Here is a 22,914-nt window from a genome sequence, read left to right as displayed (position 1 = left end):
CTGCCCCAGGTGCGCCGACGGCTTCAGCATCTACTGCTGCGCCGCCTCGGCCATTGTCCAATGTGCCTCCGCAGACTCGGCGCTCGCGCTCCTCCTCGAGGGCCGTCACGCATCTGATCAAGTAGTAATAGCAGCGGCCCTTCCAACCCTGGTTCTTGCAGTCGACGTAGCTGCGAATGCAGGCCTGCTGCCATTCAGGCAGGTGGGCGTTATTCGCGAAGTCGTCCTCGCTCAGGCGTGACGCTTCGTAGGCTGTTCTCAAGACGGTGAGTGCGGCAACCGTCTCTGCCTCCGATGCACCGCAGCTGTCGACGGGACTCAGCGGGTGCGTCTTGATGCAGCAACTCATGGTGGAGTCCGCAGGAGTGCAGGTCGCGAGCGGTGCAGCAGCGCAGCCTCCAGTGAATGCTCCCAAGAGCAGGGATATCCAGGGCCGAAAGTTCATGGGGCCCATGGTATGGGAGCGTGTTCTCGATGACTCCGCTTCCCCTCGCCGTCACCACCAGCACGAAGACGGATGCGCCCACGGTGCGCGAGGCGCGGGCCGTGGCGCAGCGGTGGAACCTGCCGTTCCTTCCGCGCCGCTCCAGTGAGGGCATCGCGCCCTGGCTGGGCACCAAGGTGGATGCGTTGCTCGTCGTGGGCGGCGACGGCGTGACGCTGTGGGAGCCGCAGGGCTCATTCGGCTTCCACGCGGGTATGGCGCACCTGCGGCGCATGCGGCTGCGGCAGGGACAGCGCGATGACGCGTTCCTCAAGGTCGCGGAGATTGTTCCGGGCGACGCCGTGCTCGACTGCACCCTGGGACTCGCGCAAGACGCCCTGGTGGCTTCGCTCGCCGTGGGGCCCACGGGCCGTGTCGTTGGCCTGGAGAAGAGCCTGCCCCTGTGCATCGTCGCCGCGGAGGGGCTCCAGCGCTACGACCGGGGCGCGGACTCGTGCGCCATCGAAGTGCTCCACGCGGATGCTCACGCGTACCTGAAGACACTGCCTTCGAGGTCCTTCGACGTCGTCTTCTTCGACCCGATGTTCGCCAAGCCGAAGAAGGCTCAGCCTGCCTTCGATGTCCTGCGCCGCTTCGCGGAGCACGCTCCCCTCACTCTTGAAGCGGTGGAGGAGGGGAGGCGTGTCGCTCGCCGGTGGGTCGTCGTGAAGGGCGCCCGCCACACCGACGACCTGAAGAAGGTGGGCATCCAACCGGAGCCCACCTCGCGCTTCAGTGACGTCATCTGGGGGAGGCTGCCCGCGCTGCCTTGAGCTATTCCTTCTCCGACGACCCCTTCGGCGGACCCTCACTGCCCATGGGGGACATCTTGCTCGACAGCGCGCCCGCCTGTTCGTGCGCCATCAGGTCGCGCGGCGAGCGGTAGTACTGCATGGGCGAGTGGTGCAGGAAGTTCGACACGCGGCTCGTGTAGAGACACGCGTACTGCTCCACCTGGTAGCCGAAGCGGCTGTTCTCGTTGCCCTCCTTGAACAGCAGGCCCCAGTACGGGTTGAAGCCCTCCTCGACGTCGCGCTCCAGCGTATTCGCGATGCCGTTGGTCTCCTTCAGCGACCGGCGCAGCTTCTCCAACTCCGCCTTCACCTTCTTGCGCAGTTCCTCGACCTCCTGGCGCTCCGGCTCCGACAGCGCCTCTCGCTCCAGCCTGCGCTCCAGGGTGTTCAGCACCGTCTTGCGGTGGTTCACCTCGTCGTCCAGCCGCGCGCGCGTCAGCTCCACCTCCGACAGCGTGACGATCTCCTCGCGCCGCGTGTCCGTGTAGGTGATCTCGTCTTCAATCTCCTGGACGATCATGCACGTGCGCCACAGCGACGACTTCTTCGACTTCAGGATGTCGCCGTAGATGTGGTCTCCCACGTAGAGGATGTGCTCGCCCCGGTAGCCGGTGAACTCCTCGAACTGGGCCAGGTTGCCGCCCGAGTACACCGTGCCGCGCTCCAGCGACTTCGCCTCACCCACGACCTTGCCGGCCTCCGTGGATGAATCCAGCTCCAGGAACGGCCGGGCCTCCGTGAAGAAGGCCGGCTTGCCCGCTGCCGTCACCACGAAGTCGAAGTAGTTGCGCCAGCTGGGGTACTCCGGCAGCTGCCCTTCCAACAGGTAGCGCATCACCGCGTTCGTGTAGTCCCACGCGGAGTTCGTCAGCAGGAACAACTTCTTCCCGCCCGAACGCAGCTTGTGCAACGCCGGACCCAGCTCCGGATCCAGGAACACGTAGCGCGCCAGGTCCTTGCGGATCTCCCGCTTGAGCGAGTTGTCCCGGTGCACCGTGTCGATGGCTTCCCGGATGTCATCGTAGAGCTTGCCGTAGTTCACGGTGTGCCCCAGCGACTCCATCAACTCGATGATGCCCGAGTACAGGCACGTCTCCGGCAACGCGAAGAGCGTGTCGTTCCACGCGAACTGCGGGTTGCGCAGCCGCACGCGCTTGTTGCGGTACAGCTCCTTCCACGCGTCGCGCTTCAGCGGACGCAGGCCGTGGTACGCGCGCCCCACATGGCCGAAGCGGTCCATCTTCAGGACGTTGCCATTCACGCGGTCCACCGCCAGCCCGCGCATCACGAAGTGGTGGTCGTAGAGCAGTCCGCCCACGAACGGCGGGTAGCCGTACTCGCTGATCAGCTTCGCGAGCGTCATGTCGAACGACAGCTGCTCCAGCCGGCGCATGTGGTAGATGGCCAGCGTGTAGTCCATGTCGAACCCGATGAGTTCGATGTGGTCCATGCGCAGGTTGCGGTTGACGAACACGTCCCGCGAATGCGGCACCTGGTCCGCCGCCTCACGCGGCGTGGTGAGCAGCCGGCCGAGCACGTCGTCGGTGAGCAGGTCCCTCGCACGGCGGGCCGCGTCGGCGGCGTGCTCGCGGCGGATGGAGGAACGGAAGCTCCCGTGCAGCGGATCCACGGAGGGTCCGCCCGGGATGGGCCTGGCAGGGGAGAGTATGGGCGACACGGGACCTCAAGACATAACACGCGCCGCATGCCCTTCGCCCGCGTCCTTGCGGGCTTTGCACGGGGCTGGCACGCTCTGTCCAACGATGCGCACCCCACGTCCATCCCCGGCCTCGGCCGAGGACCTCCACGCGCGCCTGGCCGCTCGAATCACCGCGCTGGAGGACCGGGTGCGCCGTCTGGAGGCCCGGCTCGCCCTGGAGGCTCGCAAGCCGCCCCTCGTCCGCACCCGCGCCAGCGCCTCCGCCGCCACCGTTCGCACCGCCAGGCCCCGGCCTCGCTGCCCCGGCTGCACCCTGGAGCTGCCCCGTGGACGGCGCGGTGAGTCGTGCGTGTGGTGTGGCTTCATGTTCGCCGCAGTGACCCGCCGCCGCGCCAGCACGCCCAAGGCGCCCCGGAAGCAACGATGAGCGGGACGTACCGGCTCACCGGCCGTACGGAGGCAGGGGACCTCGCGGAGCTGTACGAGTCCGTGCTGCTGCCCTCCATCCCCGTCGCGGTGAAGCTCTTCCTGCCGCGCACCTCCGACCCCGCCTACGCCCGCGCGCTGGCGGAGACGGTGCGGATGCTCCAGCCCGTGCGCCACCCGGGCCTCCTCCACGTCGTGGACGTGGGCTTCGTGCGCCAGCGGCTCGCCGTGGTGCGCGAGGACGTGGACGGCTTCACGCTGGGCGTCGCGCTCCAGCGCCTCAACACGAAGGAGGTGCTGCTGCCGCCCACGGTGGCGCTGTCCATCGTCATCCAGCTGTTGGAGACCGTGCAGCTCGCGCACGACGCGGGTGTCGTCCATGGGGCCATCACCCCTGGCAACGTGCTCCTGTCCCGCGACGGCTTCCCGGCCATCTGCGACTTCGGCGCGCTCCAGGCGCTCCTGTCCGTGCCCCAGCTCAAGCGCACGTTCGCGCACCGGGGCCGCAGCGCGTACCGGGCACCGGAGGTCACCCGCGGCGAGACGCCCACGGAGGCGTCCGACGTGTATTCGCTGGGCGCCATCGCGTACGAGCTGCTCACGCTGCGCGAGGCCGTGGTGCCCGGCAGCGGCGTGAGCACCCGCCGCGAGACGCTGCCTCCGCCCAGCCGGTTGGACCGGCGGATCAACTCGCGGCTGGATCCGGCGATCATGCGCGCGTTGGATCCGGCGCCCCAGCGGCGCTTCCGCTCGTGCGGAGAGTTCGCCCAGGCCCTGCGCAACTTCCTCTCCGCGGGTGGCGGCCTGCCCGGCGCGGAGGAGGTGTCGCGCTTCGTGTCGGAGCTGTTCCCCAACGAGGTGAGCCTCGCCGCCCCCGGGCCCGTGCCGTTCGTGGAGCCCTTCCAACTGGAGCCCGTCTCCGGCGCGGAGATGGACGACCTGCACGCGGAGGAGCACGAGGCCTCCATCGTCCAGCGCGCGCCGTACAGCCGCGCGCCCTCGGAACGGGAGGCGTCCGCCGAGACGCAGGAGGCCGCGCCCGGCTTCGAGGAGTTCCGCCCCGAGGCCTACGCGTCCGACGCGCCTGATGACGACGAGCCCTGGCCGGCGAGCGAAGCGCGGAGCACCGACCCTTCGCACGCGGGGCCGCTGGAGCAGGGCTGGGACGCGCCGCCCGGAGTCCTCGCGCAGAAGTCCCGCCGCCCGGACAGTCCGGCGTCAGCGCGCGCGGGACGCAATCCTCGTGTGAAGGTCATCGAGGACTTCTCCGGCCCGGCCCTCGGGGACGACGAACCGCCCGTGCCCACCGGCCGCCGCGCCGCCATGCGCCCCGGCCCGGCCCTCGGGGATGACGAACCGCCCGTGCCCACCGGCCGCCGCGCCGCCATGCGTCCCGGCCAGCCCGTGGGCGCGGAAGAAGAACCGACGAAGCGCCCGGCCCTGCGCCCCGCGAAGGGAGCCGGAGGCAGGGCTCCCGGCCAGGAGACAGCGGTCCTTCCTTCTGTCGGTGGAGCGCCTTCGCCGGCCCCCGTTGCCGCCGACGCGGGGGTGCCCCGCCAGGAGCGCCGGGGCCGCGCCGAACCCACCGAGGCCCTTCCCCCCGAGCCCCGCTCGGAGCGCCGCATGGCCCCTCCGAAGGCGGAAGGCCGCGTGCGAAGCGACATGGCGGAGCCCGCGCCGTCGGACCGGCACCTGCCGGTGCACCAGCGCTTCGACACGGTGGAGACGCCGCGCATGGACGCGGTGGACGCCGGCACCCGCCGCAAGCGGCTGCTCTTCATCGCTGGCGGCATCGCCCTGGTGGGCCTGTTCATGTTCGCCGTCGCCGCGTGGCGGCTGGGCCTGGAGCCGGTGCGGGAACCGGAGCTGCCCCGCTACGACCCGAACGCGCCCTCGGCGAACGGCACCCCCGCGAACCCGTCCGCGCTGAAGCCCATCACGCCTCCACCGCCCGCGCCGCCACCCAACCCGGGTGCGCGGGACATCGAGGACGAGGACGCGGAGGAGGAGACCGCCGAGCCCGGCGTTCCTCCCAAGAACCAGCGTGCGTTCCTCACGCTGCGCACGAACCTGCCGGCGAATGTCTTCATCGACGGGGCGAAGGTGCGTCGCGCGACGCCGCTCGTGAACTACCCGGTCCGCATGGGCACTCGCGACATCCGCGTGGTGGCCATCTCCACCGGCGAGCAGAAGGACTTCCAGCTCCGCTTCTCGCGGGGCCAGCATCAGAAGCTGGACGAACAGTTCCAGCCTCCCCCCACCAGGCGGTGAGTTTCGTGGAGCGCACGCGCATCTTCGTCGTCGAGGACCAGCCCCAGCTCCTTCGCAACCTGGTCAAGGTGCTGGGCACCTTTCCGGAGCTGGAGATCGTGGGCACCTCCCAGGATGGCGAGCAGGCGGTGGACGACATCGTCCGCGAGCGCCCGCAGCTCGTCCTGCTGGACCTGGAGCTCCCGAGCCTCAACGGCATCCAGGTGACCCAGAAGGTCAAGCGCCGCGCGCCAGAGGTGGAGATCCTCATCCTCACGTCCTTCGAGGACGAGCAGAAGGTCTACGAGGCCATCCAGGCCGGCGCGTCCGGCTACCTGGTGAAGCGGGTGGGGCCGGAGAAGATCCGCTCCGGCATCCAGGAGGTCATGGACGGGGGCACCGTGCTGGAGCCCATCATCGCCCGGCGCTTCTGGAACTACTTCCAATCCGTCCAGTCCAAGCCCGTCCAGAAGCCCGCCGAGCTGCCCTGGGGACTGACGGCCATGGAGCTGGACGTCCTTCGCTACGTGGCCAAGGGCCTGTCCAACGCGGAGGTGGGGCGGGTGATGACGCTGGAGCGGCGCACGGTGCGCACGCACCTGTCGCATATCTACCGGAAGATGGGCGTCAACTCCCACGTGGACGCGGTGGTGATGGCCCTGCGTGAAGGTGTCGTGGATCTCTAGCCGCGCCGTGGTTACGGTGTGGCACCTATGTCCAAGGCATCCCCGCGGTCCACCGCCGTGCGCGCGGTGGACCCCACGCTCGCCGCGCTCTTCGACGTTCACGAGGCAACCCTGCCCAACGGTCTCAAGGTCCGCCTGCTGGCGAACCATCAGGCCCCGGTGGTCAGCCTCTACACCTTCTTCCAGGTAGGCAGCCGCAACGAGCGGCCCGGCATCACCGGCATCAGCCACCTGTTCGAACACATGATGTTCAACGGGGCGAAGAAGTACGGCCCCAAGATGTTCGACAAGACGCTGGAGTCCAACGGCGGCCGCTCCAACGCGTACACGTCCAATGACATGACCGTGTACTACGACGACTTCAGCGCCGACGCGCTGGAGACGGTGCTCGACCTGGAGTCGGACCGGATGCGCTCGCTGCGCATCTCCGACCAGACGCTGGCCAGCGAGCGCCAGGTCGTGATGGAGGAGCGCCGCGTCCGCGTGGACAATGAAATCCCCGGCATGATGGACGAGGAGCTGGGCACGCTCGTCTACAAGGCGCACGCGTACCGCTGGCCCGTCATCGGGTGGATGGCGGACATCGAGAACATCACCCGCGAGGACTGCCAGCAGTACTTCCGCACGTACTACGCGCCCAACAACGCGGTGCTCTACATCGTCGGGGACATCGACCCGAAGAAGACGCTCGCGCTGGTGAAGCGCTACTACGGCAACATCCCGCGCGGCCCCTCGCCCGCGCCGGTGCTCAACGCGGAGCCGGAGCAGAAGGGCGAGCGCCGCGCAGTGGTGCGCCACCCCGCGCAGTCGCCGTCCGTGATGATCGGCTTCCGCGGGCCCGCCGCCAGCAACGAGGACACGCTGGTGCTGGACGTGGTCCAGTACATCCTCACCAAGGGCGAGGGCAGCCGGCTGGTGAAGTCCCTCGTGTACGATCAGAAGGCCGCCGTGTCGGTGATGCTCGACTGGAGCTGGCGCATCGACCCGGGGACCATCCTGTTCTACCTGGAGCTCAAGCCGGACTCGGACGCGGCGAAGGTGGAGGCCCTGCTGTACGCGGAGCTGGAGAAGCTGGCGCGCGGGGGCGTCACCGAGAAGGAGCTGCAGAAGGCGAAGAACAACCTGCGCGCGGACCACCTGCGGGAGCTGTCCACCAACAGCGGCCGTGGGCACGCCCTGGGGCACTACGAGGCCCTGCTGGGCGACTGGCGCGAGGGCCTGTCCCTGCCGACCTTCTACGCGTCCGTCACGGCGGAGCAGGTGAAGACCGTGGCCGCGAAGTACTTCGCCCCCGAGCGCCGCTCGGTGGTCACCCTCCATCCCGAAGCCGGCGCTGAAGAGTCCGGTGACGAAGCGGCGGAGGCCTGAACCCCATGGCCTCCCGAAAGATCGCCAAAGTGAAGAACACCGTCCGCAAGGCCGCCAAGGCCGTGCGCAAGCAGGCCACCGCCGCGCGCAAGAAGGTCGCGCAGGTGAAGAAGGCCGTCCCGGCCCGAGCCAAGAAGCTGGTGAAGGCCGCGCAGGAGACGAAGTCCGCCGCCACCGGCGAGCTGAAGCTGCCCGCGCTGCATGAGAGCACCACGTCCACGGGCCTGAAGGTCATCGCCGCCGAGCGCGGGCCGCTGCCGCTGGTCTCCGTGCGGCTGGTGATGCGCGCGGGTGGCGTGTGGGATCCGCAGGGCAAGGATGGCCTGGCGGACTTCACCGCGCGCCTGCTGCGCCGGGGCACGAAGAGCCTGGACGCGGATGGCATCAGTGAAGCCATCGAGTTCGTGGGCGCCAGCCTCTACGCGGGCGTCAACGAGGACGTGCTGTCCGTCTACCTCACCACGCCGGCCGAGCACTTCTCCGCGATGCTCGACGTGCTGGGGCAGGTGGTGCGCGAGCCCACGTTCCCGGAGAAGGAGGTCGTGGACGCCCGGGAGCGCGCGCTGGCGCAGTTCGCCAACGACCTGGATGATCCGTCCTCCATCGCGGACCGCGCCTTCACGCGCGCCATCTGGGGTGACCACCCGTACGGGCGCGACCTGGGCGGCAACAAGCGCACCGTGTCCACCTTCACCCGCGACGACGTGGTCCGCTTCCACGCCGAGTGCATGGGGCCCAGGATCTCCCTGCTCACGGTGGTGGGCGCCATCGACCCGGCGACCGTGGCCGCGGAGGCCGAGCGCGCCTTCGCCGGCTGGACGGGCGGCCCCGACGCGGATCCGATGCTGCCCCGCAAGCAGGAGCCGCTGGCGAAGGCCGGGACGGTGCTGCTGGTGGACAAGCCGGACCAGACGCAGTCCCAGGTGCGCCTGGGCGGCCCCGGCTTCTGGCTGGGCCACGAGGACTACTTCCCGGCCACGGCGATGAACATCGCGCTGGGCGGCGGCTTCACGTCGCGGCTGATGAACGAGATCCGCGTCAACCGGGGCCTCACCTACGGCGTCAGCTCCTACTTCGACACGATGAGCGCGGCCGGCATCTTCGCGCTGTCCACGTTCACCAAGACGGCGTCCACGCGGGTGATCATCGACGTGGCGCTGAAGGAGATCCACGGCGTGCGCGACGGCGGCCTCAAGCCCCGCGAGCTGAAGGACGCGCAGAGCTACCTGGCCGGCCTGTATCCGCTGCGCACGGAGACCAACGAGTCCGTGGCCTCCGTCATCGCGGACATGCGCATGCACGGCCTGGGCGATGACTGGGTGGAGAAGTTCCGCGACCGGCTGCGCGCGGTGACGCCCAAGGACGTGGCCGCGGCGTCGAAGAAGTACGCGTTCGCGGACCGCCCCGTCATCGTGGTGCTGGGCAAGGCGTCGGAGGTGAAGCCGCTGCTGGAAGGGCTGGGCCCCATCACCGTCGTGCCGGCGTCGGACTACGAATGAGCGGTGACGTTCCCCGCGTCCTCTTCGAGGGCGCGGGCGTGATGGTGGTGGACAAGCCGGCCGGGGTGCTCGTCATCCCCGGCCGCGAGGGCGGCCCGTCCCTGCGTGACACGCTGGAAGCACACCTGGGCCGCAAGGTCTACGTGGTGCACCGGTTGGATCGCGACACGTCCGGCGCGCTGGTGTTCGCGCTGGACGCGGACGTGCACCGCGCGCTGTCCCAGGCCTTCGAGACAGGCAAGGTGCGCAAGCGCTACCGCGCCCTGGTGGAGGGCCGGCTGGAGGCGCCCCAGATGGTGGACGCGCCGCTGGTGGCCGGCCGCAAGGGGCGCATGCGCGTGGCGAAGCCGGAGGAGCCGGACGCGAAGCCGTCACGCACGCGGGTGCGTCCGGTGGAGACCTTCGCGAGCGCTTCGCTGGTGGAGGCGGAGCCGCTGACGGGCCGCACGCATCAGATCCGCGTGCACCTGCTGTCCCTGGGGCATCCGCTGCTCGTGGACCACCAGTACGGCCGCGAGGCTCCGCTCACGGAAGGCGACCTGGGAGGGCAGGGGACCCGGGAGGTGCTGACCCGGACGCCGCTGCATGCCGCTCGCGTGGAGTGGCCCGCGCTGCCCGGGTTGCCAGCGCGCGGAGTGGATGCGCCGCTGCCCGCGGACATGCAGCGCACGTTGGAGCTGCTGCGCGCGGCGGGGTGAGGCTCGGCGCTACTTGTACGGCTCCAGGCGGAACGTGTTGGACTCGCCGGTCGCGCCGAAGCTGTCCATCGCGGTGAGGCGCACGTTGCCCGCGGGCGCGTCCAGGACGACGTTCGCGTTGCACACGCCGACGTCGCAGGGGCCGATCTTGGAGGGCGACACCGTGCCGCGCGACGCGGTCAGCTCCACCGAGCCCTGGAAGTGCCCGGCCCTCGGCCCCTGGGCGCGCACAGTGATGGCGAAGGCCGTCCGGCTCACACGCGTGCCTTCGATTTCGTCGAAGCTGAAGCCCGTGACGTCGCCCTCGCGCATCGGCACATCCGGCCCGGGGCCTGCGTCCACCCGCTGGCCGCCATCCGTGGTGTCGACCCCGCCGTCGAAGTCGCTGTAGATGGGCCCCGCGTCGGTGAGGATGAGGATGCCCCCGTCCTCGGGGAGGGGCGGGTCGATGATTTCCTGTCCCGGAGGACGCAGGGTGAGGGCGCCTTTGGCCACCGCCTCGCGCCCGTCATCCAGCTGCAGCCGCACCGCGTGCGCGCCCGCGCCCAGACCCCGGGGCACCGTCACGATGGCGATACCCGCCGGGTCGAAGCGCGACACCGCTGCTTCCTTCTCGTCCACCCAGATGCGGCCGGAGCCCATGCGCGCATCCACCTTCTCCTCGCCGTAGTCCACGGCCACGCTGTAGCGCGCGTCGAACCGCACGGTGAGGTCTTCGTCCTTCGTGTTCACCGGCAGCGTCGAGGGCTCCACGCCGACGATGGTGGGCGGAGGCAACGCCTCCGGGTCGCCCGTGCAGGCCCACGCCAGCGCCGCCATCCCCACCGCGGCCAGGCTTGCTCGCATCACGGAACGAACCTCAGCCCCGCGGACACGGACACGCCGCCCAGCTCGGCGCGCAGCGACGGTGTCTCCACCGGCGCCAGGGCCGCGCGCACCTCCGTGAGGATGCTCCAACGGCCCAACCGATAGGCGCCCTGCGCGGCCAGGAATCCCATGGCGCGCACTCTGCGCTCATCCACGGCGTCAGGAAAGATGTCCCCGGTCTCAATGCCTTGCGTCGACAGGTGATGGCTCAATGCCAGCACTCCGCCGCCTGCACGGCCGTCCAGCTGAAGGGAACCCCGCTGGAAAAGGGTGATCCGCGCGGACAAAAGCAGGGGAATCCCCCACAGGCGCGAGTGCACCTCCGTGCCACCCTGCTGTCCATCCAGGCTCGCGTGACGCAGGCCCACCTCCGCCTCCGCCGCCACGCGCCAGTGCCACACCGGCAGCGGCACGGAGACGCCCAGTCCCAGCAGCGGCCCACCATTGGCGCCTCTCGCGAACGCGGCGCCGCCCAGGAGGAACAACGACGTCCGTGGCACCGGGACCGCGACCCCGTGCGCCGGGAAGACGTTGGAGCTGTCGATGAGCACCCCCTCCGCGGGCTTCACCGCGCCCTGGAGCCGCACCGCGTCCTCGGCGGGCGCATCACGCCAGCGCACGGTGACGGATACGTCCGTCGTGGCCGCGCGCGGCTGCACCGTGTAGCGAGCGGGTTCCGGATCCACCGGCTTCACGGTGGCGCCCTCCGCTTCCACGGTCAGCTCCGAGGCGGAGATCCGCTCCTGATCACCCGCGATGATCAGCCAGCCACCGCCCTCCGCGGGCAGCGGATCCGGCGTGAGCGCGGCGACGAGCGGACGCGCGGCGGGCACCTCCAGCGGCGCGCGGCGATCCGTGGTGAGCGTGCCCCGGGTCGCGAGCACGCGCGCCTCCGTGGCACCCGGCGGAACCTCCACGGGCACCTGTGCCTGGCCTTTCCCGTCAGCCTTCACCGGACCGAAGCGCGCGTCGCCCACCGCGACCACCACCTCCGCGCCCGGCGCCGTGGACACGTCCAGCGTGGTGCGCCCCAAGAGGGGCAGCCGCACGGTGGTGACCTCCGGCGCGCGGCCGTCCTCCACCCAGAACGCGAGCACCGCCCACAGCGGGTAGCGCACCGGCGGAGGCGTCCAGTGGAAGACGCGCTCGGCGCCACCCTCCACCCGCGTTTGCTCCCAGGTGCCGGAAGAGGCCGCCGCGCGCACGGGGCCGGCGCCCTTCGGCACCCGCACCCGCACCTCCACGGCCACGTCCTCCCCGAGCACCAGGCGCCCGGGCGTCGCCTCCACCTCCGGCGGTTCCGCCCGTGCGACGGCGGCACCCAGCATCAGCAGGCAGACAGCGAGATGGAGCGGCGGACGCATACGGGAAACCCAGCGTCCCAGTTGACCGCCGCTCCGGCCTCCGGGTCAATCCCCGGAAGGCAGGGAAGTCTCAGCAGCGGCCTCCTCCTCCGGAGGCAGCTCGGCCTGGGGCTTGTCCGCGGGTCCGGTGTGCTTGTTCGTCGGCGGACTGAAGACGGGCCTGTCCGTCGGAGCGCCGCCCCGGCCGTGCACCAGCGTCTTGGTGTCCGTGCGGAAGGTGAGGTCCACCTTGTCGCCGCGCACCGCCGTCACCAGTCCCACGCCGAACGTCGGGTGGTGGAGCACCTGGTCGACCTTGTAGGTGTCCTTCGGGCTGTACTTGGGCGCGCTCGCGAGGTCCTTGCCCGCCAACTGCTCGTCGAAGGAGATGACCACCTTCTCCGCGCGCGTCGTGCCGCCGGAAGACGCGGCGCGCGGGGCGCGGGTGGCGGCCGCCTTGGTGGGACGGTCCGTGACGCCCGCCGCGCCGCGGAACGCGTGGTCCCCGCCGCACGTGTTGCAGCGGACGCGCACGATCTTCGGACCGACCATCGCGAGGATGGTGTGCGCCAGGTTCATCTTGCAGCGGGTGCACTGGGCATCCACCTCGCCGCCGACCTTCTGAGTAGCCATGCTGTCGTGTCGCTCTGGCCCGGCAACTCCCTGAAGGGGCGCGCCGGGCGTGGAAGTAAAGAGGGCCGCGCAACATAACGGCCGACCCCAGGCGGAGGAAGCCCCATCGCATCCCACCCGCGCGCCGCGTGGGAGCCCCCCGGGCAACCAGCCGATGGAGGTGGGGGTGGGATGGGCCCGCGCTCAGTTCCCTTGTGCCGCCGTCCGGAGCACGTAGAGTCGCCCGCCTGAACGCATGACCACCGAGACCCCCAGCAAACCCAACCGGTTCACCGGCGCCTTCATCCAGTCGGTGGAGGGCCTCGGCAAGGGCATCATCGACGTCATCAGCAGCATTGGCGGCGTGGTGGCCCTGGGCCTGGACGTCTTCCGCTGGAGCGTGCGCCGCCCGTTCCGGCTGAACAACCTCTTCACCCAGCTGGACTTCGTGGGCGTGGGCTCCATCTTCATCGTGGGGCTCACCGGCACCTTCACCGGCATGGTGTTCGCCCTCCAGACGTCCACGGCCTTCGCCCTGTTCGACGCGGAGAGCCTGGTGGGCCCCACCGTCGCGCTGACGCTCACGCGTGAGTTGGCCTCCGTGTTCGCCGCGCTGATGGTCACCATGCGCGCCGGCTCCGCCATGTGCACGGAGCTGGGCACCATGCGGGTCACCGAGCAGGTGGACGCGCTGGAGACCATGGCCGTCAACCCGGTGCAGTACCTGCTGGTGCCCCGGGTGCTCGCGGGCCTGTTCATGGTCCCCGCGCTCACCATGCTCTTCAACACCACGGGCATGAGCGGCGCCTACGTGGTCGCGGTCTTCGGCCTGGGCATCTCCCCCGGTACGTTCCTGTCACGCACCCAGCAGTGGATGGCGCCAGCGGACATCTACGAGGGCCTGCTCAAGGGCGCCATCTTCGGCCTCTCCGTGGCCCTCATCTGTTGTTACAAGGGCTTCAACGCGTCCGGCGGCGCCAAGGGCGTGGGCCAGGCCACCACGGAGGCCATGGTGTCGAGCGCGCTGGCCATCTTCATCCTCGACTTCATCGTCGGCATGTTGATGCACTGATGGGCCCCCAGACTCCGACACCGCCCGGCTCCGCTTCCGGAGCCGAGAGGGCCATGATCGACATCGTGGACCTGCACAAGACGTTCGCGGGGAACAAGGTCCTCACCGGCATCAACCTCACCGTGCCCGCGGGCAGCACCTGCGTCATCCTGGGTGGCTCCGGCTCCGGCAAGACGGTGTTGATGAAGCACATGATCGGCCTGCTCAAGCCGGACAGCGGCAAGGTCATCATCGACGGGCAGGACATCGTCCCCATGAGCGTGGAGGGGCTGCAGCAGGTGCGCCGCAGCTTCGGCATGGTGTTCCAGGCCGCCGCGCTCTTCGACTCCATGACGGTGTTCGAGAACGTCGCCTTTCCGCTGCGCCAGCACACCAAGCTGTCCGAGGACGAAATCCGCGTCCAGGTGAGGAAGCGCTTGGAGCTCATGGGCCTCAAGCGCGAGGTGGAGGACCGCTTCCCCGCGGACCTGTCCGGAGGCATGCGCAAGCGCGTGGGCCTGGCGCGCGCCGTGGTGCTGGACCCCAAGGTCGTCCTCTACGACGAGCCCACCACCGGCCTGGATCCCATCACCACGGACTCCGTGGACGACATGATCCTCACCGCGCAGAAGGAGCTGGGCGTCACCAGCGTGGTCATCAGCCACGACATCGCGTCCGCCTTCAACGTGGCCAACCAGATCGCCTTCCTGTCCAAGGGCGTCATCGTGGAGCACGGCTCGCCGGAGAAGCTGCGGCAGTCCCAGCACCCGGCCGTCCAGGTCTTCCTCCAGACGTGGTTCGGCAAGAACTAGGATATTCGGGTAGGGAAAGCGGTCCCCCAAGGATTCCAGCCCTTCATGAAAAGCTGGCACCCGGCATGCAAATCGTTAGAGTCGCGCGCGGCCGGTGGTAGCGCTCGGAGTCACATCAGGTGAAGAAGCTCGTCACGCCCTTCCGTGTTGGCCTGCTGGTCCTCGCCGCCGGTGGGTTCCTCATCACGTTCGTGTTGTTCGCCACGAAGGGCGGACTGAGCGACAGAGACTCCACCCAGGTGTGGGCCTACTTCCGGGATGCGTCCGGCCTGGCGGTCCGCGGCCGCGTGCAGATCGCCGGCATCCCCGTGGGAGAGATCAGCGACATCAGCCTGGAAGGCACCCGCGCGAAGGTCTGGCTGAAGATCCGCAAGGGCGTGGACATCCGCCAGGACGCCGCGGTCACCAAGCGCTCGGAGTCGCTGCTGGGTGACTACCTGCTGGACCTGAACCCGGGCACGGAGCAGGCGCCGGAGCTGGAGAACGGCGGGCAGATCCGCCGCGTCATCGACACCCAGGGTGTGGAGGCCGTCTTCGAGTCCCTGTCGCAGATCACCTCCGACATCCAGCAGGTGACGGGCGCGCTGCGAGAGGTGCTGGGCGGCGAGAAGGGCGCCGGCTCCCTGGAGCGCATCGTCGAGAACCTGGTCCGCCTGTCGGACTCGGTGGACGCGACGGTGCGCCGCAACACGGACCGCCTGGACACCATCATGGCGAACGTGGAGGGCGTGTCCTCCGACGTGCGCGCCATCACCCAGGGTAACGGCGCGGAGGTGACGCGCATCGTCACCAACGTGGAGCGCATCACCCAGGACGTCCGCGAGGTGCTGGGCACCGTCAAGAACATCGTGGGCAGCGGGGAAGGGGAGTTCAAGGATAGCGTCTCCAGCCTCAAGCAGACGCTGGGCCGGCTGGACAACACCCTGGCCAACCTGGAGGACATCACCCGCAAGGTGAAGGACGGCGAGGGCGCCGCGGGCGCGCTGCTGACCGACGAGCAGCTGGGCCAGCGCCTCAGCGAGGCCGTCACCGACGTCAGCGAGTTCGCCACCCGCCTCAGCACCCTGCAGACGGAGGTGGGCCTGTTCAGCAGCTACCTGGTGTCCCAGGGCGCGTCGAAGAACGGCCTGACGCTGAAGCTCATCCCCAAGCCGGACAAGTACTACCTGCTGGAGATCATCGACGACCCGCGCGGCTCCGTCAGCACGCAGGTGGTGCAGACGAACCCGCCGTCGGAAGGGGACCCGGTCATCCAGACGCAGAAGGTGACCAAGGAGTCCTTCAAGGTCAGCCTCCAGTTCGCCAAGCGCTACTACTTCACCACCCTGCGCGTGGGCCTCATTGAGTCCACGGGCGGCGTGGGCGCGGACCTGCACCTCTTCGACGACGTGCTGACCTTGAAGATGGACGCGTTCAACTTCACCGCGGACGAGCTGCGCTACCCACGCCTGCGTGCCATGCTGAAGGCCCAGGCGTTCGACCACCTGTACGTCATGGCGGGCATGGACGACATCCTCAACGCCAGGCAGCGCGACGCGGCCACCCGGCGCCTCATCGCCGGCCGCGACTTCTTCTTCGGCGCGGGCTTCTTCTTCACCGACGACGACCTGAAGGCGCTCATCACCACCACGGGCATCCCGACCTTCTAGACCGTTGTCCCCTTGACGTTGCCGGGAAGGTGTCGTACCCGGCACGGGCACGGGGTTTCCCCTGGAATGCGCCGTGCCCTGACGCGATGCCATACCCGCGCCGGGTCACCCCCAGGAAGAAGCCTCCATGTCTCTGCTCGTCGTCGGTTCAATCGCGCTGGACTCGCTGGAAACGCCCTTCGGCAAGAAGGAGGACGTGCTCGGTGGCTCGGCCACCTACTTCTCCACGTCCGCGTCCTTCTTCGGCCCCGTGCAGCTGGTGGCGGTGATTGGCGAGGACTTCCCGGAGTCGCACCTCCAGTTCCTGCGCGGGCGCGGAATCGACCTGGAGGGGCTCACCCGTGAGTCCGGCCGCACGTTCCGCTGGAAGGGCAAGTACGGCTGGGAGCTCAACGAGGCGCAGACGCTGGACACCCAGCTCAACGTCTTCGAGTCCTTCTCGCCCAACCTGCCGGCCGCCTACCGCGAGACGCCCTACGTCTTCCTGGGCAACATCCACCCGGAGCTCCAGTCGCGCGTGCTGGATCAGGTGAAGGCGCCCAAGCTGGTGGCCGCGGACACGATGAACTTCTGGATCCAGGGCAGCCGCCCCGCGCTGCTCAAGACGCTCCAGCGCGTGAACCTGCTCTTCATCAACGACGCGGAGGCGCGCCAGCTGTCCGGCGAGCACAACGTGGTGAAGGCCGCCCGCGCCATCCTGTCCATGGGCCCGTCCCGCGTGGTCATCAAGCGCGGCGAGCACGGCGCGCTCCTCTTCGACCAGGACCACATCTTCGCCTGCCCGGCCTTCCCCCTGTCGGAGGTGTTCGACCCCACCGGCGCGGGTGACACCTTCGCCGGCGGCTTCATGGGCACCCTGGCTGGCGCCGGCGCCGGCAAGGTGGATCAGCAGGTGCTGCGCAAGGCCATGGTCATGGGCAGCGTGATGGCCTCCTTCACCGTGGAGAAGTTCAGCCTGGAGCGCCTGCGCGAGGTGCAGCGCCCGGAGATCCACGCCCGCTTCGCCGAGTTCAAGAAGCTCACCCACTTCGACGACCTGGGCCCGCTGGGCGGGTAGGGGAGCGCTGGCGAGGGGACGGATGGCCCGGTGTGGAACTTGACGGGCCGCACCCACCCTCCCTAGGCTCGTGCGGACGCAGTGGATGAATAAATCCGGTGCGGACGTCCTTTTTCAGCGCCGACGTGGACGGGAAGGTTCCACGTCGGGAGGTCCCCCGGTTGAGCGAAAATCGAAAGTACGCGCGGGTCGGCACCCACCTGCGCTGCTGGTGCGAGGGTGAGAACGTGACCCTGTATGCACGCATCGCCAACCTGAGCGAGGGCGGCCTCTTCTTGAGGACGAGCACCCCGCTGGCGGCGGGGACGCGGACGCAGGTACGGCTCACCCAGCAGGCGACGGACACGCAGTTGCAGGCGCAGGCCACGGTCGTCTGGTTGCGGCAGGAAGAGCAACCCGCCGGCCGCCCTCCGGGCATGGGCCTGAGATTCGAAGCGTTGGACGCGGACGCGCTGACGAGTCTGCGGCGCATCATCTCCCAGCAGCAAACCCACCCCTAGGGTTCCCATGCGCATCGCCGTCATCTCCGACATCCACTCCAACATCGAGGCCCTCACGGAGGTGCTGAGGGTGGCGGAGCACCAGAAGGTGGACCGCTTCGTGTCGCTGGGGGACATCGTCGGTTATGGGGCGTCCCCCAACCCGTGCTGCGACCTGGTGCGCTCGGTGGCGGAGATCACGCTCCTGGGCAACCACGACGCCGCGGTGGCGGGGCGGATGGACTACTCGTACTACTACGACGCCGCCCGGCACGCGCTCGACTGGAGCGCCAACGTCATCTCCGACGAGAACCTGGCCTGGCTGAGAAGCCTCCCGTACACGTACCGCATCGGTGAGGTGGGCTTCTGCCACGGGTCTCCCATCGACCCGAAGGCGTACGAGTACATCTTCGCGCTGGAGCAGGCGCGGGAGCTGACGCCGTACGTGGCGGAGCTGCCGGAAGTGACTTTCATCGGCCACAGCCACCTGTGCCGCGCGTTCGCCATTGGCAACGGCGAGGTGAACGACGTGGTGGCGCAGAAGTTCGTGCTGCGCAAGGGCTACAAGTACATCGTGTCCGTGGGCAGCGTGGGCCAGCCGCGCGACTACGACAACCGGGCCTGCTTCGTCATCTGCGACACGGACGCGCGCACGGTGGAGTACCTGCGCGTGGAGTACGACATCGAGACCTCCGCGCAGAAGATCTTCGATGCGGACCTGGCGCTCAACTTCGGCAAGCGGTTGTTCCTGGGCGTGTAGGCCGAGCCTGCCGCACCCCGTGCGGAAAAGGGGCGCGGCCGGACGGAAGGTGGCATAAACCGGGGCTGTGCGCCCCCAGGTCCTCCGTCCGAAGCGGCCCATCATGGGCCTTGGCCTCGCAGCCTTCCTGTTCGTCGCCGGGTGCAGTCGCTCGCCCGCGCCGCCCTCGCCCGAGTTCGAGCAGGCCAGCCGCCGGTGGACGGCGCTCTACGCCCAGAAGCTGGACGACGCGTACCTGGATCCCTCCATCGGGGAGATCGAGGCCCAGCTGCAGCGCGTGCCCGCGGACAGCGTGGACTCCGTCGCGTCCCAGGACTTGCTCCAGCGCATCCAGGCGGGCCGCACGCGCATGCAGGCGGCCCAGGAGGAGCAGCGCAGCGCGGTGGCCAGCGCCGGCAAGCTGCCCACCCTGGACCCTTCTTCAACGAACTTCCCGAGCCCGGCCGAGCCCGTGGCGGAGGAGCCCGTGGATGCCGGGCCGGGGGACGCCGGGGTGATTGCCGGGCCCCAGATGGGCACCCCGGCCTCCCAGCTGGTGGCGGGCTTCGAGGGCTGCTTCATCCGCGGCACGCCCGTCACGGTGGAGGAGCGGGGGATGCGGGACACCTGGCAGCTGAGCGACCGGGCGTCCTGCCAGCTGGGGTACCCCACCCACCGGGACTCGGTGCTGGTGATTGAAGACGGCCGTGTGTTGGCGCTGTTACCCAAGAGCGCCATGCGGACCGTGCGCCGTTATGAGGACGGCGGCACGGTGCCCGCGGACAGTGGCGGGCGTTGAACCTCTCTCTTTCAAGAGCTGACGACCTTCGATGAACGAACAGACCTTCATGAAGTTGATGCGCGTGCTCCCCAAGTCGGCGGTGTCCTCCGCGGTGGGGCTGGCCACGCGCCTGCCCGCGCCCGCGCCGGTGCACCACTGGGCCATGCGCACCTTCGCCAAGGCGTACAACGTGGACATGGAGGAGGCGGAGCACGCCTTCGAGAAGTACCCGACCTTCGCCCAGTTCTTCACCCGCGGCCTGAAGCCGGGCCTGCGCCCGGTGGACGCCGGTGAGAAGGTCGTCGTGTCCCCGGTGGATGGCCGGGTGTCCCAGGTGGGCTACTCGGACAACGGCCGCTGCCTGCAGGCCAAGGGCATCGAGTACACGGTGGACGAGCTCTTGGGTGACTCGCAGGCGGCGAAGCCCTTCCACGGCGGCGCCTGGACGACGGTGTACCTGTCTCCGCGCGACTACCACCGCATCCACTCGCCGCTGGGCGGCACCATCACCGGGTACGCGTACATCCCGGGTGAGTTCTGGCCGGTGAACCCCGCGTCGGTGAAGAACAAGCAGTCGCTGTTCTGCGTGAACGAGCGGCTGGTGACGTACCTGGACACCGTGGCCGGCAAGGTGGCGGTGGTGAAGGTGGGCGCCACCTGCGTGTCGCGCATCAAGGCGTCCTACGAGGACATCACCACGCACGTGGGCCAGCCCGGCAAGGTGCACCAGTACGGCGCGGGCATCCCGGTGGAGAAGGGCGGCGAGCTGGGCCGCTTCGAGATGGGCTCCACCGTCATCCTCTGCTTCGAGCCCGGCCGCGTGCGCTGGGATGACAGCATGCAGCCGGAAGCGGTGGTGCGCATGGGCACGCGTATCGGAGTCATCACGTGAGCCAGAAGATCAACGGCGTGAAGGGGATGAACGACCTTCTGCCGGGCGAGATTGAAATCTGGCAGTTCGTGGAGTCGACCGCGCGCACGCTGTTCGGCCGCTTCGGCTACGGCGAGGTTCGCACGCCGATGGTGGAGGACACGGCCCTCTTCGTGCGCAGCGTGGGCGAGGAGACGGACATCGTCGGCAAGGAGATGTACACCTTCGAGGACAAGGGCGGCCGCAGCCTGTCCCTGCGTCCGGAGGGCACCGCGCCCGCGGCGCGCGCGTACATCGAGCACTCGGTGAACAACCAGGAGCCGGTGTCGCGCTGGTTCTACATGGGGCCCATGTTCCGCTACGAGCGGATGAAGACGGGCCGCTACCGTCAGTTCTCCCAGATTGGCGCGGAGGCCTACGGCGCGAAGGAGCCCGCGCAGGATGCGGAGCTGATGGACGTGGTGGTGCAGTTCCTGGAGGCCCTGGGCCTCACGGACGTCACCCTGAACATCAACTCGCTGGGCGACGACAACTGCCGGCCCGCGTACCACGCCAAGCTGGTGGAGTACCTCAACGCGCACAAAGAAGAGCTGTGCGCGGACTGCCAGCAGCGGCTGGAGCGCAACCCGCTGCGCGTCCTGGACTGCAAGAACGAGAAATGCCAGGCGGTGGCCGCGGCCGGGCCCAACGTGCTCGAATTCCTCTGCGAGCCGTGCCGCGCGCACTTCACGGACCTGCAGCGCAAGCTGGGCGCGCTGGGCATCCGCTACGTGGTGAACCACCGGCTGGTGCGCGGCCTGGACTACTACACGCGCACGGTCTTCGAGTTCATCGCCTCGCACCCCGCGCTGGGCACCGCCAGCACCGTGGGCGGCGGCGGGCGCTACGACAAGATGATGAAGGGCCTGGGCGGGCCGGATGTGCCCGCGGTGGGCTTCGCCATGGGCCTGGACCGGCTGGTGCTGCTCTTGAAGGAGAGTGGCAAGACGTTCGCCCAGCGGCCGGACCTGTTCATCGCCGTGGCGGACGAGGGCTCGCAGGACGAGGGCCTGAAGCTGGCCAGCCGCCTGCGCCGCGAGGGCCTCAAGGTGGACTTCGACACGCGCGGCGGCAGCCTCAAGAGCCAGATGAAGCGCGCGGACAAGTCTGGCGCCCGCTTCACGCTGGTGCTGGGCGAGCAGGAGCGCACCAGTGGCCAGGCGAAGCTCAAGCCCATGGCGGGCGGTGAGCCCATCCCCGTGGCGCTCGACAGCGTCGCCGCCACCGTGCGCGCGCAGCCGGATGCCCCGGCCCCGGCCCCCGCGGCCTGATCCAACTCCCCCTCCGGCGATGACGCGCCAGGCCGGAGGGGAGGGGGGCGGCCCGTCTTCCCTGAAAACCCAGGAGTAAAGGTGTTAAGCATCGTAAGTCCTGGGAATCGCTGGGGGATTGAGTCTTCGGAGATTCGCGGACATTGAGAGGGTGGAGTAGAATTCCCTCCGCGATGCCGAGCGCTCTCCAGCCCGTTTCCGTGATCGATGGCCCTCGTTGGATCCCTGTCGCCGGGGACAGCATGTGGCCGTCGTTGCGTGCGGGTGACGTGGCGGAGGTGGAGCCGCTGGTGGAGGCGCCGCGCCCGGGTGAGGTGGTGCTGGCGCGCTTCGAGTCCTCGCTGGTGTTGCACCGGGTGCGGTGGTGCGACGGCAGCTTCTGCGCGCTTCGCGGGGACAATGGCGCCATGGAAGATCCGCCGCTGCCTCTCGTCCGTATCCTGGGACGTGCGCGGCGTGTGCGCCGGGGTAGTGCGCTGCTGGAGATGGACCGTTGGGACGTGGGGCCCCGGCGGCTGGGCCGCTGGCGCGCGACGCTGAAGCGCCAGGTGGCCGCGTGGCTGGGAAGGACGGGCCGCGCATGAGCTTTCAGGAAGGCAGCGTTCCCCGGCGGCGTGCGGGGACCTCGGGGGAGGGCTTTGGCGCGGACTTCCTGGTGCTGGACGCGGAGGGGCGCACGCTGCGCGGGCTCAACCCGACGGCGGCGCGCATCTGGGCGCTGTGCGACGGACAGCGCACGGCCCGGGCGGTGGCGGAGCAGGTGGCTTCCGAGTTTTCGACCGACGTCGGTCCGGTGCTGACCGACACGCTGCGCTTCCTGGGGGAGCTTCAGCGGCGGGGTCTGTTGGACGAAGTGCGCGCGTCGGCCGGTGCCGCGCCTCTGGAGGAGACATGATGCGGGCGCTCGTGGCCGTGCTGGCGGGGGCGATGGTGCTGTCGGCGTGTTCGGAAGGGGTGTCCCCCCTGCCGCCGGCGGCCGTGAAGCCAGGGCAGGGCAGTGGCTCCGTCACCCCCGTGGATCCGACCGACGTGCTGGCCGGTGGCGGGAGCGTGGCCCGGCCGCCGCCTCCGGCCCCCGCGGGCGAGGAGCCGCCTCCGGAAGAGCCGCCTCCGGAAGAACCGCCTCCGGTGCCGCTGCCGCCCCCGACCGGGAGCGCGGAGGTGGTGGGCGTGGGCTCCGAGCCCACGGCCCTGTCCGAGGTGCAGCAGGTGGACGTGGACTTCGTGGTGAGCGGCGTGCGGAACAAGGGCCTGGTGGACGTGGAGTTCATCGCGCCGGGCGGGCGTCCGTACGAGAAGCGGAGCGCGACGGTGGAGGCGCCGCCGGAGGAGACGCGCACGCTGCGCTATTCGCTGCCGGTGGCGGGCACGCAGGTGTCCATGACGCGCATGACGGGCACCTGGCAGGTTCGCTTCTTCCTGGATGGGGTGCAGCTGGCCGCCACGTCCTTCACCCTGGAGCCGTGACGTGAGGCACG

23 protein-coding genes and 1 pseudogene are annotated in these 22,914 nt (G+C 69.5%); 19 read left to right on the top strand and 5 right to left on the bottom strand.

Translation table 11 applies throughout. The features are described from left to right. Positions 1-349: pseudogene (locus tag D7X30_RS43300) on the bottom strand (hypothetical protein); the annotation flags it as partial. A gap of 125 nt (positions 350-474) precedes the next feature. On the opposite strand from D7X30_RS43300, the gene D7X30_RS38535 reads away from it, so the two are divergent. Next, complete coding sequence (locus D7X30_RS38535) at positions 475-1,257, top strand: class I SAM-dependent methyltransferase (RefSeq protein ID WP_199724673.1); 783 nt, start codon at positions 475-477, stop codon at positions 1,255-1,257. Between the two features lies 1 nt (position 1,258). Here the strand turns inward: D7X30_RS38535 and D7X30_RS38530 are convergent, their stop codons facing one another. Continuing rightward, positions 1,259-2,956 carry an HAD-IG family 5'-nucleotidase gene (locus D7X30_RS38530; RefSeq protein WP_120567971.1) on the bottom strand — a complete coding sequence of 566 codons (1,698 nt, stop codon included), beginning with the start codon at positions 2,954-2,956 and terminating at the stop codon, positions 1,259-1,261. An 85-nt stretch (positions 2,957-3,041) separates the two neighbouring features. Here D7X30_RS38530 and D7X30_RS38525 point away from each other — a divergent pair, with 85 nt between their 5' ends. The 6 genes from D7X30_RS38525 to D7X30_RS38500 are packed head-to-tail and all read left to right on the top strand — an operon-like array spanning position 3,042 to position 9,865. Beyond that, positions 3,042-3,365 (top strand): hypothetical protein, encoded by a 324-nt coding sequence (locus tag D7X30_RS38525; RefSeq protein WP_120567970.1) that lies wholly within the window; start codon positions 3,042-3,044, stop codon positions 3,363-3,365. After that, positions 3,362-5,635, top strand: coding sequence for a serine/threonine-protein kinase (locus tag D7X30_RS38520; protein WP_120567969.1), 2,274 nt, complete (start codon positions 3,362-3,364; stop codon positions 5,633-5,635). The genes D7X30_RS38525 and D7X30_RS38520 overlap by 4 nt, the downstream gene beginning before the upstream one ends. Positions 5,636-5,640: 5 nt before the next feature. Next, the gene (locus D7X30_RS38515) at positions 5,641-6,300 is read left to right on the top strand and encodes a response regulator transcription factor (protein ID WP_120567979.1); all 660 of its coding nucleotides are present in this window, start codon (positions 5,641-5,643) and stop codon (positions 6,298-6,300) included. A 27-nt stretch (positions 6,301-6,327) separates the two neighbouring features. Beyond that, complete coding sequence (locus D7X30_RS38510; RefSeq protein ID WP_120567968.1) at positions 6,328-7,668, top strand: pitrilysin family protein; 1,341 nt, start codon at positions 6,328-6,330, stop codon at positions 7,666-7,668. Between the two features lie 5 nt (positions 7,669-7,673). After that, positions 7,674-9,167 (top strand): pitrilysin family protein, encoded by a 1,494-nt coding sequence (locus D7X30_RS38505; protein ID WP_120567967.1) that lies wholly within the window; start codon positions 7,674-7,676, stop codon positions 9,165-9,167. Next, complete coding sequence (locus D7X30_RS38500; protein WP_120567966.1) at positions 9,164-9,865, top strand: RluA family pseudouridine synthase; 702 nt, start codon at positions 9,164-9,166, stop codon at positions 9,863-9,865. Before D7X30_RS38505 ends, D7X30_RS38500 begins: the two co-directional genes overlap by 4 nt. A gap of 9 nt (positions 9,866-9,874) precedes the next feature. Here the strand turns inward: D7X30_RS38500 and D7X30_RS38495 are convergent, their stop codons facing one another. Genes D7X30_RS38495 through D7X30_RS38485 form a run of 3 tightly spaced genes read right to left on the bottom strand, consistent with a single transcriptional unit; the run spans position 9,875 to position 12,708 of the window. Continuing rightward, entirely contained in the window at positions 9,875-10,714 is an 840-nt protein-coding gene (locus D7X30_RS38495) for a hypothetical protein (RefSeq protein WP_147443421.1), read from the bottom strand. After that, positions 10,711-12,096, bottom strand: coding sequence for a hypothetical protein (locus D7X30_RS38490; protein WP_120567964.1), 1,386 nt, complete (start codon positions 12,094-12,096; stop codon positions 10,711-10,713). Before D7X30_RS38490 ends, D7X30_RS38495 begins: the two co-directional genes overlap by 4 nt. Positions 12,097-12,141: 45 nt before the next feature. After that, positions 12,142-12,708, bottom strand: coding sequence for a hypothetical protein (locus D7X30_RS38485; RefSeq protein WP_120567963.1), 567 nt, complete (start codon positions 12,706-12,708; stop codon positions 12,142-12,144). Between the two features lie 235 nt (positions 12,709-12,943). Here D7X30_RS38485 and D7X30_RS38480 point away from each other — a divergent pair, with 235 nt between their 5' ends. The 12 genes from D7X30_RS38480 (at position 12,944) to D7X30_RS38425 (ending at position 22,903) form a co-directional block, all read left to right on the top strand. After that, positions 12,944-13,759: an ABC transporter permease gene (locus tag D7X30_RS38480; protein WP_120567962.1), complete on the top strand. Its 816-nt coding sequence runs from the start codon at positions 12,944-12,946 to the stop codon at positions 13,757-13,759. 53 nt (positions 13,760-13,812) lie between these two features. Beyond that, the gene (locus D7X30_RS38475; protein WP_120567961.1) at positions 13,813-14,550 is read left to right on the top strand and encodes an ABC transporter ATP-binding protein; all 738 of its coding nucleotides are present in this window, start codon (positions 13,813-13,815) and stop codon (positions 14,548-14,550) included. 119 nt (positions 14,551-14,669) lie between these two features. Further along, positions 14,670-16,199 (top strand): MlaD family protein, encoded by a 1,530-nt coding sequence (locus D7X30_RS38470; RefSeq protein WP_120567960.1) that lies wholly within the window; start codon positions 14,670-14,672, stop codon positions 16,197-16,199. Positions 16,200-16,326: 127 nt separating this feature from the next. Continuing rightward, complete coding sequence (locus D7X30_RS38465; RefSeq protein WP_120567959.1) at positions 16,327-17,256, top strand: PfkB family carbohydrate kinase; 930 nt, start codon at positions 16,327-16,329, stop codon at positions 17,254-17,256. 161 nt (positions 17,257-17,417) lie between these two features. After that, positions 17,418-17,756, top strand: coding sequence for a TIGR02266 family protein (locus D7X30_RS38460; RefSeq protein WP_120567978.1), 339 nt, complete (start codon positions 17,418-17,420; stop codon positions 17,754-17,756). A gap of 7 nt (positions 17,757-17,763) precedes the next feature. Further along, positions 17,764-18,495 (top strand): metallophosphoesterase, encoded by a 732-nt coding sequence (locus D7X30_RS38455; protein WP_120526312.1) that lies wholly within the window; start codon positions 17,764-17,766, stop codon positions 18,493-18,495. 103 nt (positions 18,496-18,598) lie between these two features. Further along, on the top strand, positions 18,599-19,273 hold the full coding sequence (locus D7X30_RS38450; protein ID WP_120567977.1) for a hypothetical protein: 675 nt from the start codon (positions 18,599-18,601) through the stop codon (positions 19,271-19,273). Between the two features lie 31 nt (positions 19,274-19,304). Beyond that, positions 19,305-20,147, top strand: a complete 843-nt coding sequence (gene asd / locus D7X30_RS38445) for an archaetidylserine decarboxylase (protein WP_120567958.1) — start codon at positions 19,305-19,307, stop codon at positions 20,145-20,147. A 26-nt stretch (positions 20,148-20,173) separates the two neighbouring features. Then, positions 20,174-21,436, top strand: a complete 1,263-nt coding sequence (hisS, locus tag D7X30_RS38440) for a histidine--tRNA ligase (RefSeq protein WP_233592074.1) — start codon at positions 20,174-20,176, stop codon at positions 21,434-21,436. 173 nt (positions 21,437-21,609) lie between these two features. Further along, positions 21,610-22,020, top strand: coding sequence for a S24/S26 family peptidase (locus D7X30_RS38435; protein WP_255424227.1), 411 nt, complete (start codon positions 21,610-21,612; stop codon positions 22,018-22,020). Then, positions 22,017-22,331: a PqqD family protein gene (locus D7X30_RS38430; RefSeq protein ID WP_120567955.1), complete on the top strand. Its 315-nt coding sequence runs from the start codon at positions 22,017-22,019 to the stop codon at positions 22,329-22,331. Before D7X30_RS38435 ends, D7X30_RS38430 begins: the two co-directional genes overlap by 4 nt. Beyond that, the gene (locus tag D7X30_RS38425; protein ID WP_120567954.1) at positions 22,328-22,903 is read left to right on the top strand and encodes a hypothetical protein; all 576 of its coding nucleotides are present in this window, start codon (positions 22,328-22,330) and stop codon (positions 22,901-22,903) included. Before D7X30_RS38430 ends, D7X30_RS38425 begins: the two co-directional genes overlap by 4 nt. Positions 22,904-22,914 lie beyond the last annotated feature (11 nt).

Origin of the sequence: Corallococcus sp. AB011P, from assembly GCF_003611605.1 — a bacterium.
Classification (GTDB): domain Bacteria; phylum Myxococcota; class Myxococcia; order Myxococcales; family Myxococcaceae; genus Corallococcus; species Corallococcus coralloides.
This window is presented reverse-complemented; position numbering and strand designations above follow the sequence as displayed.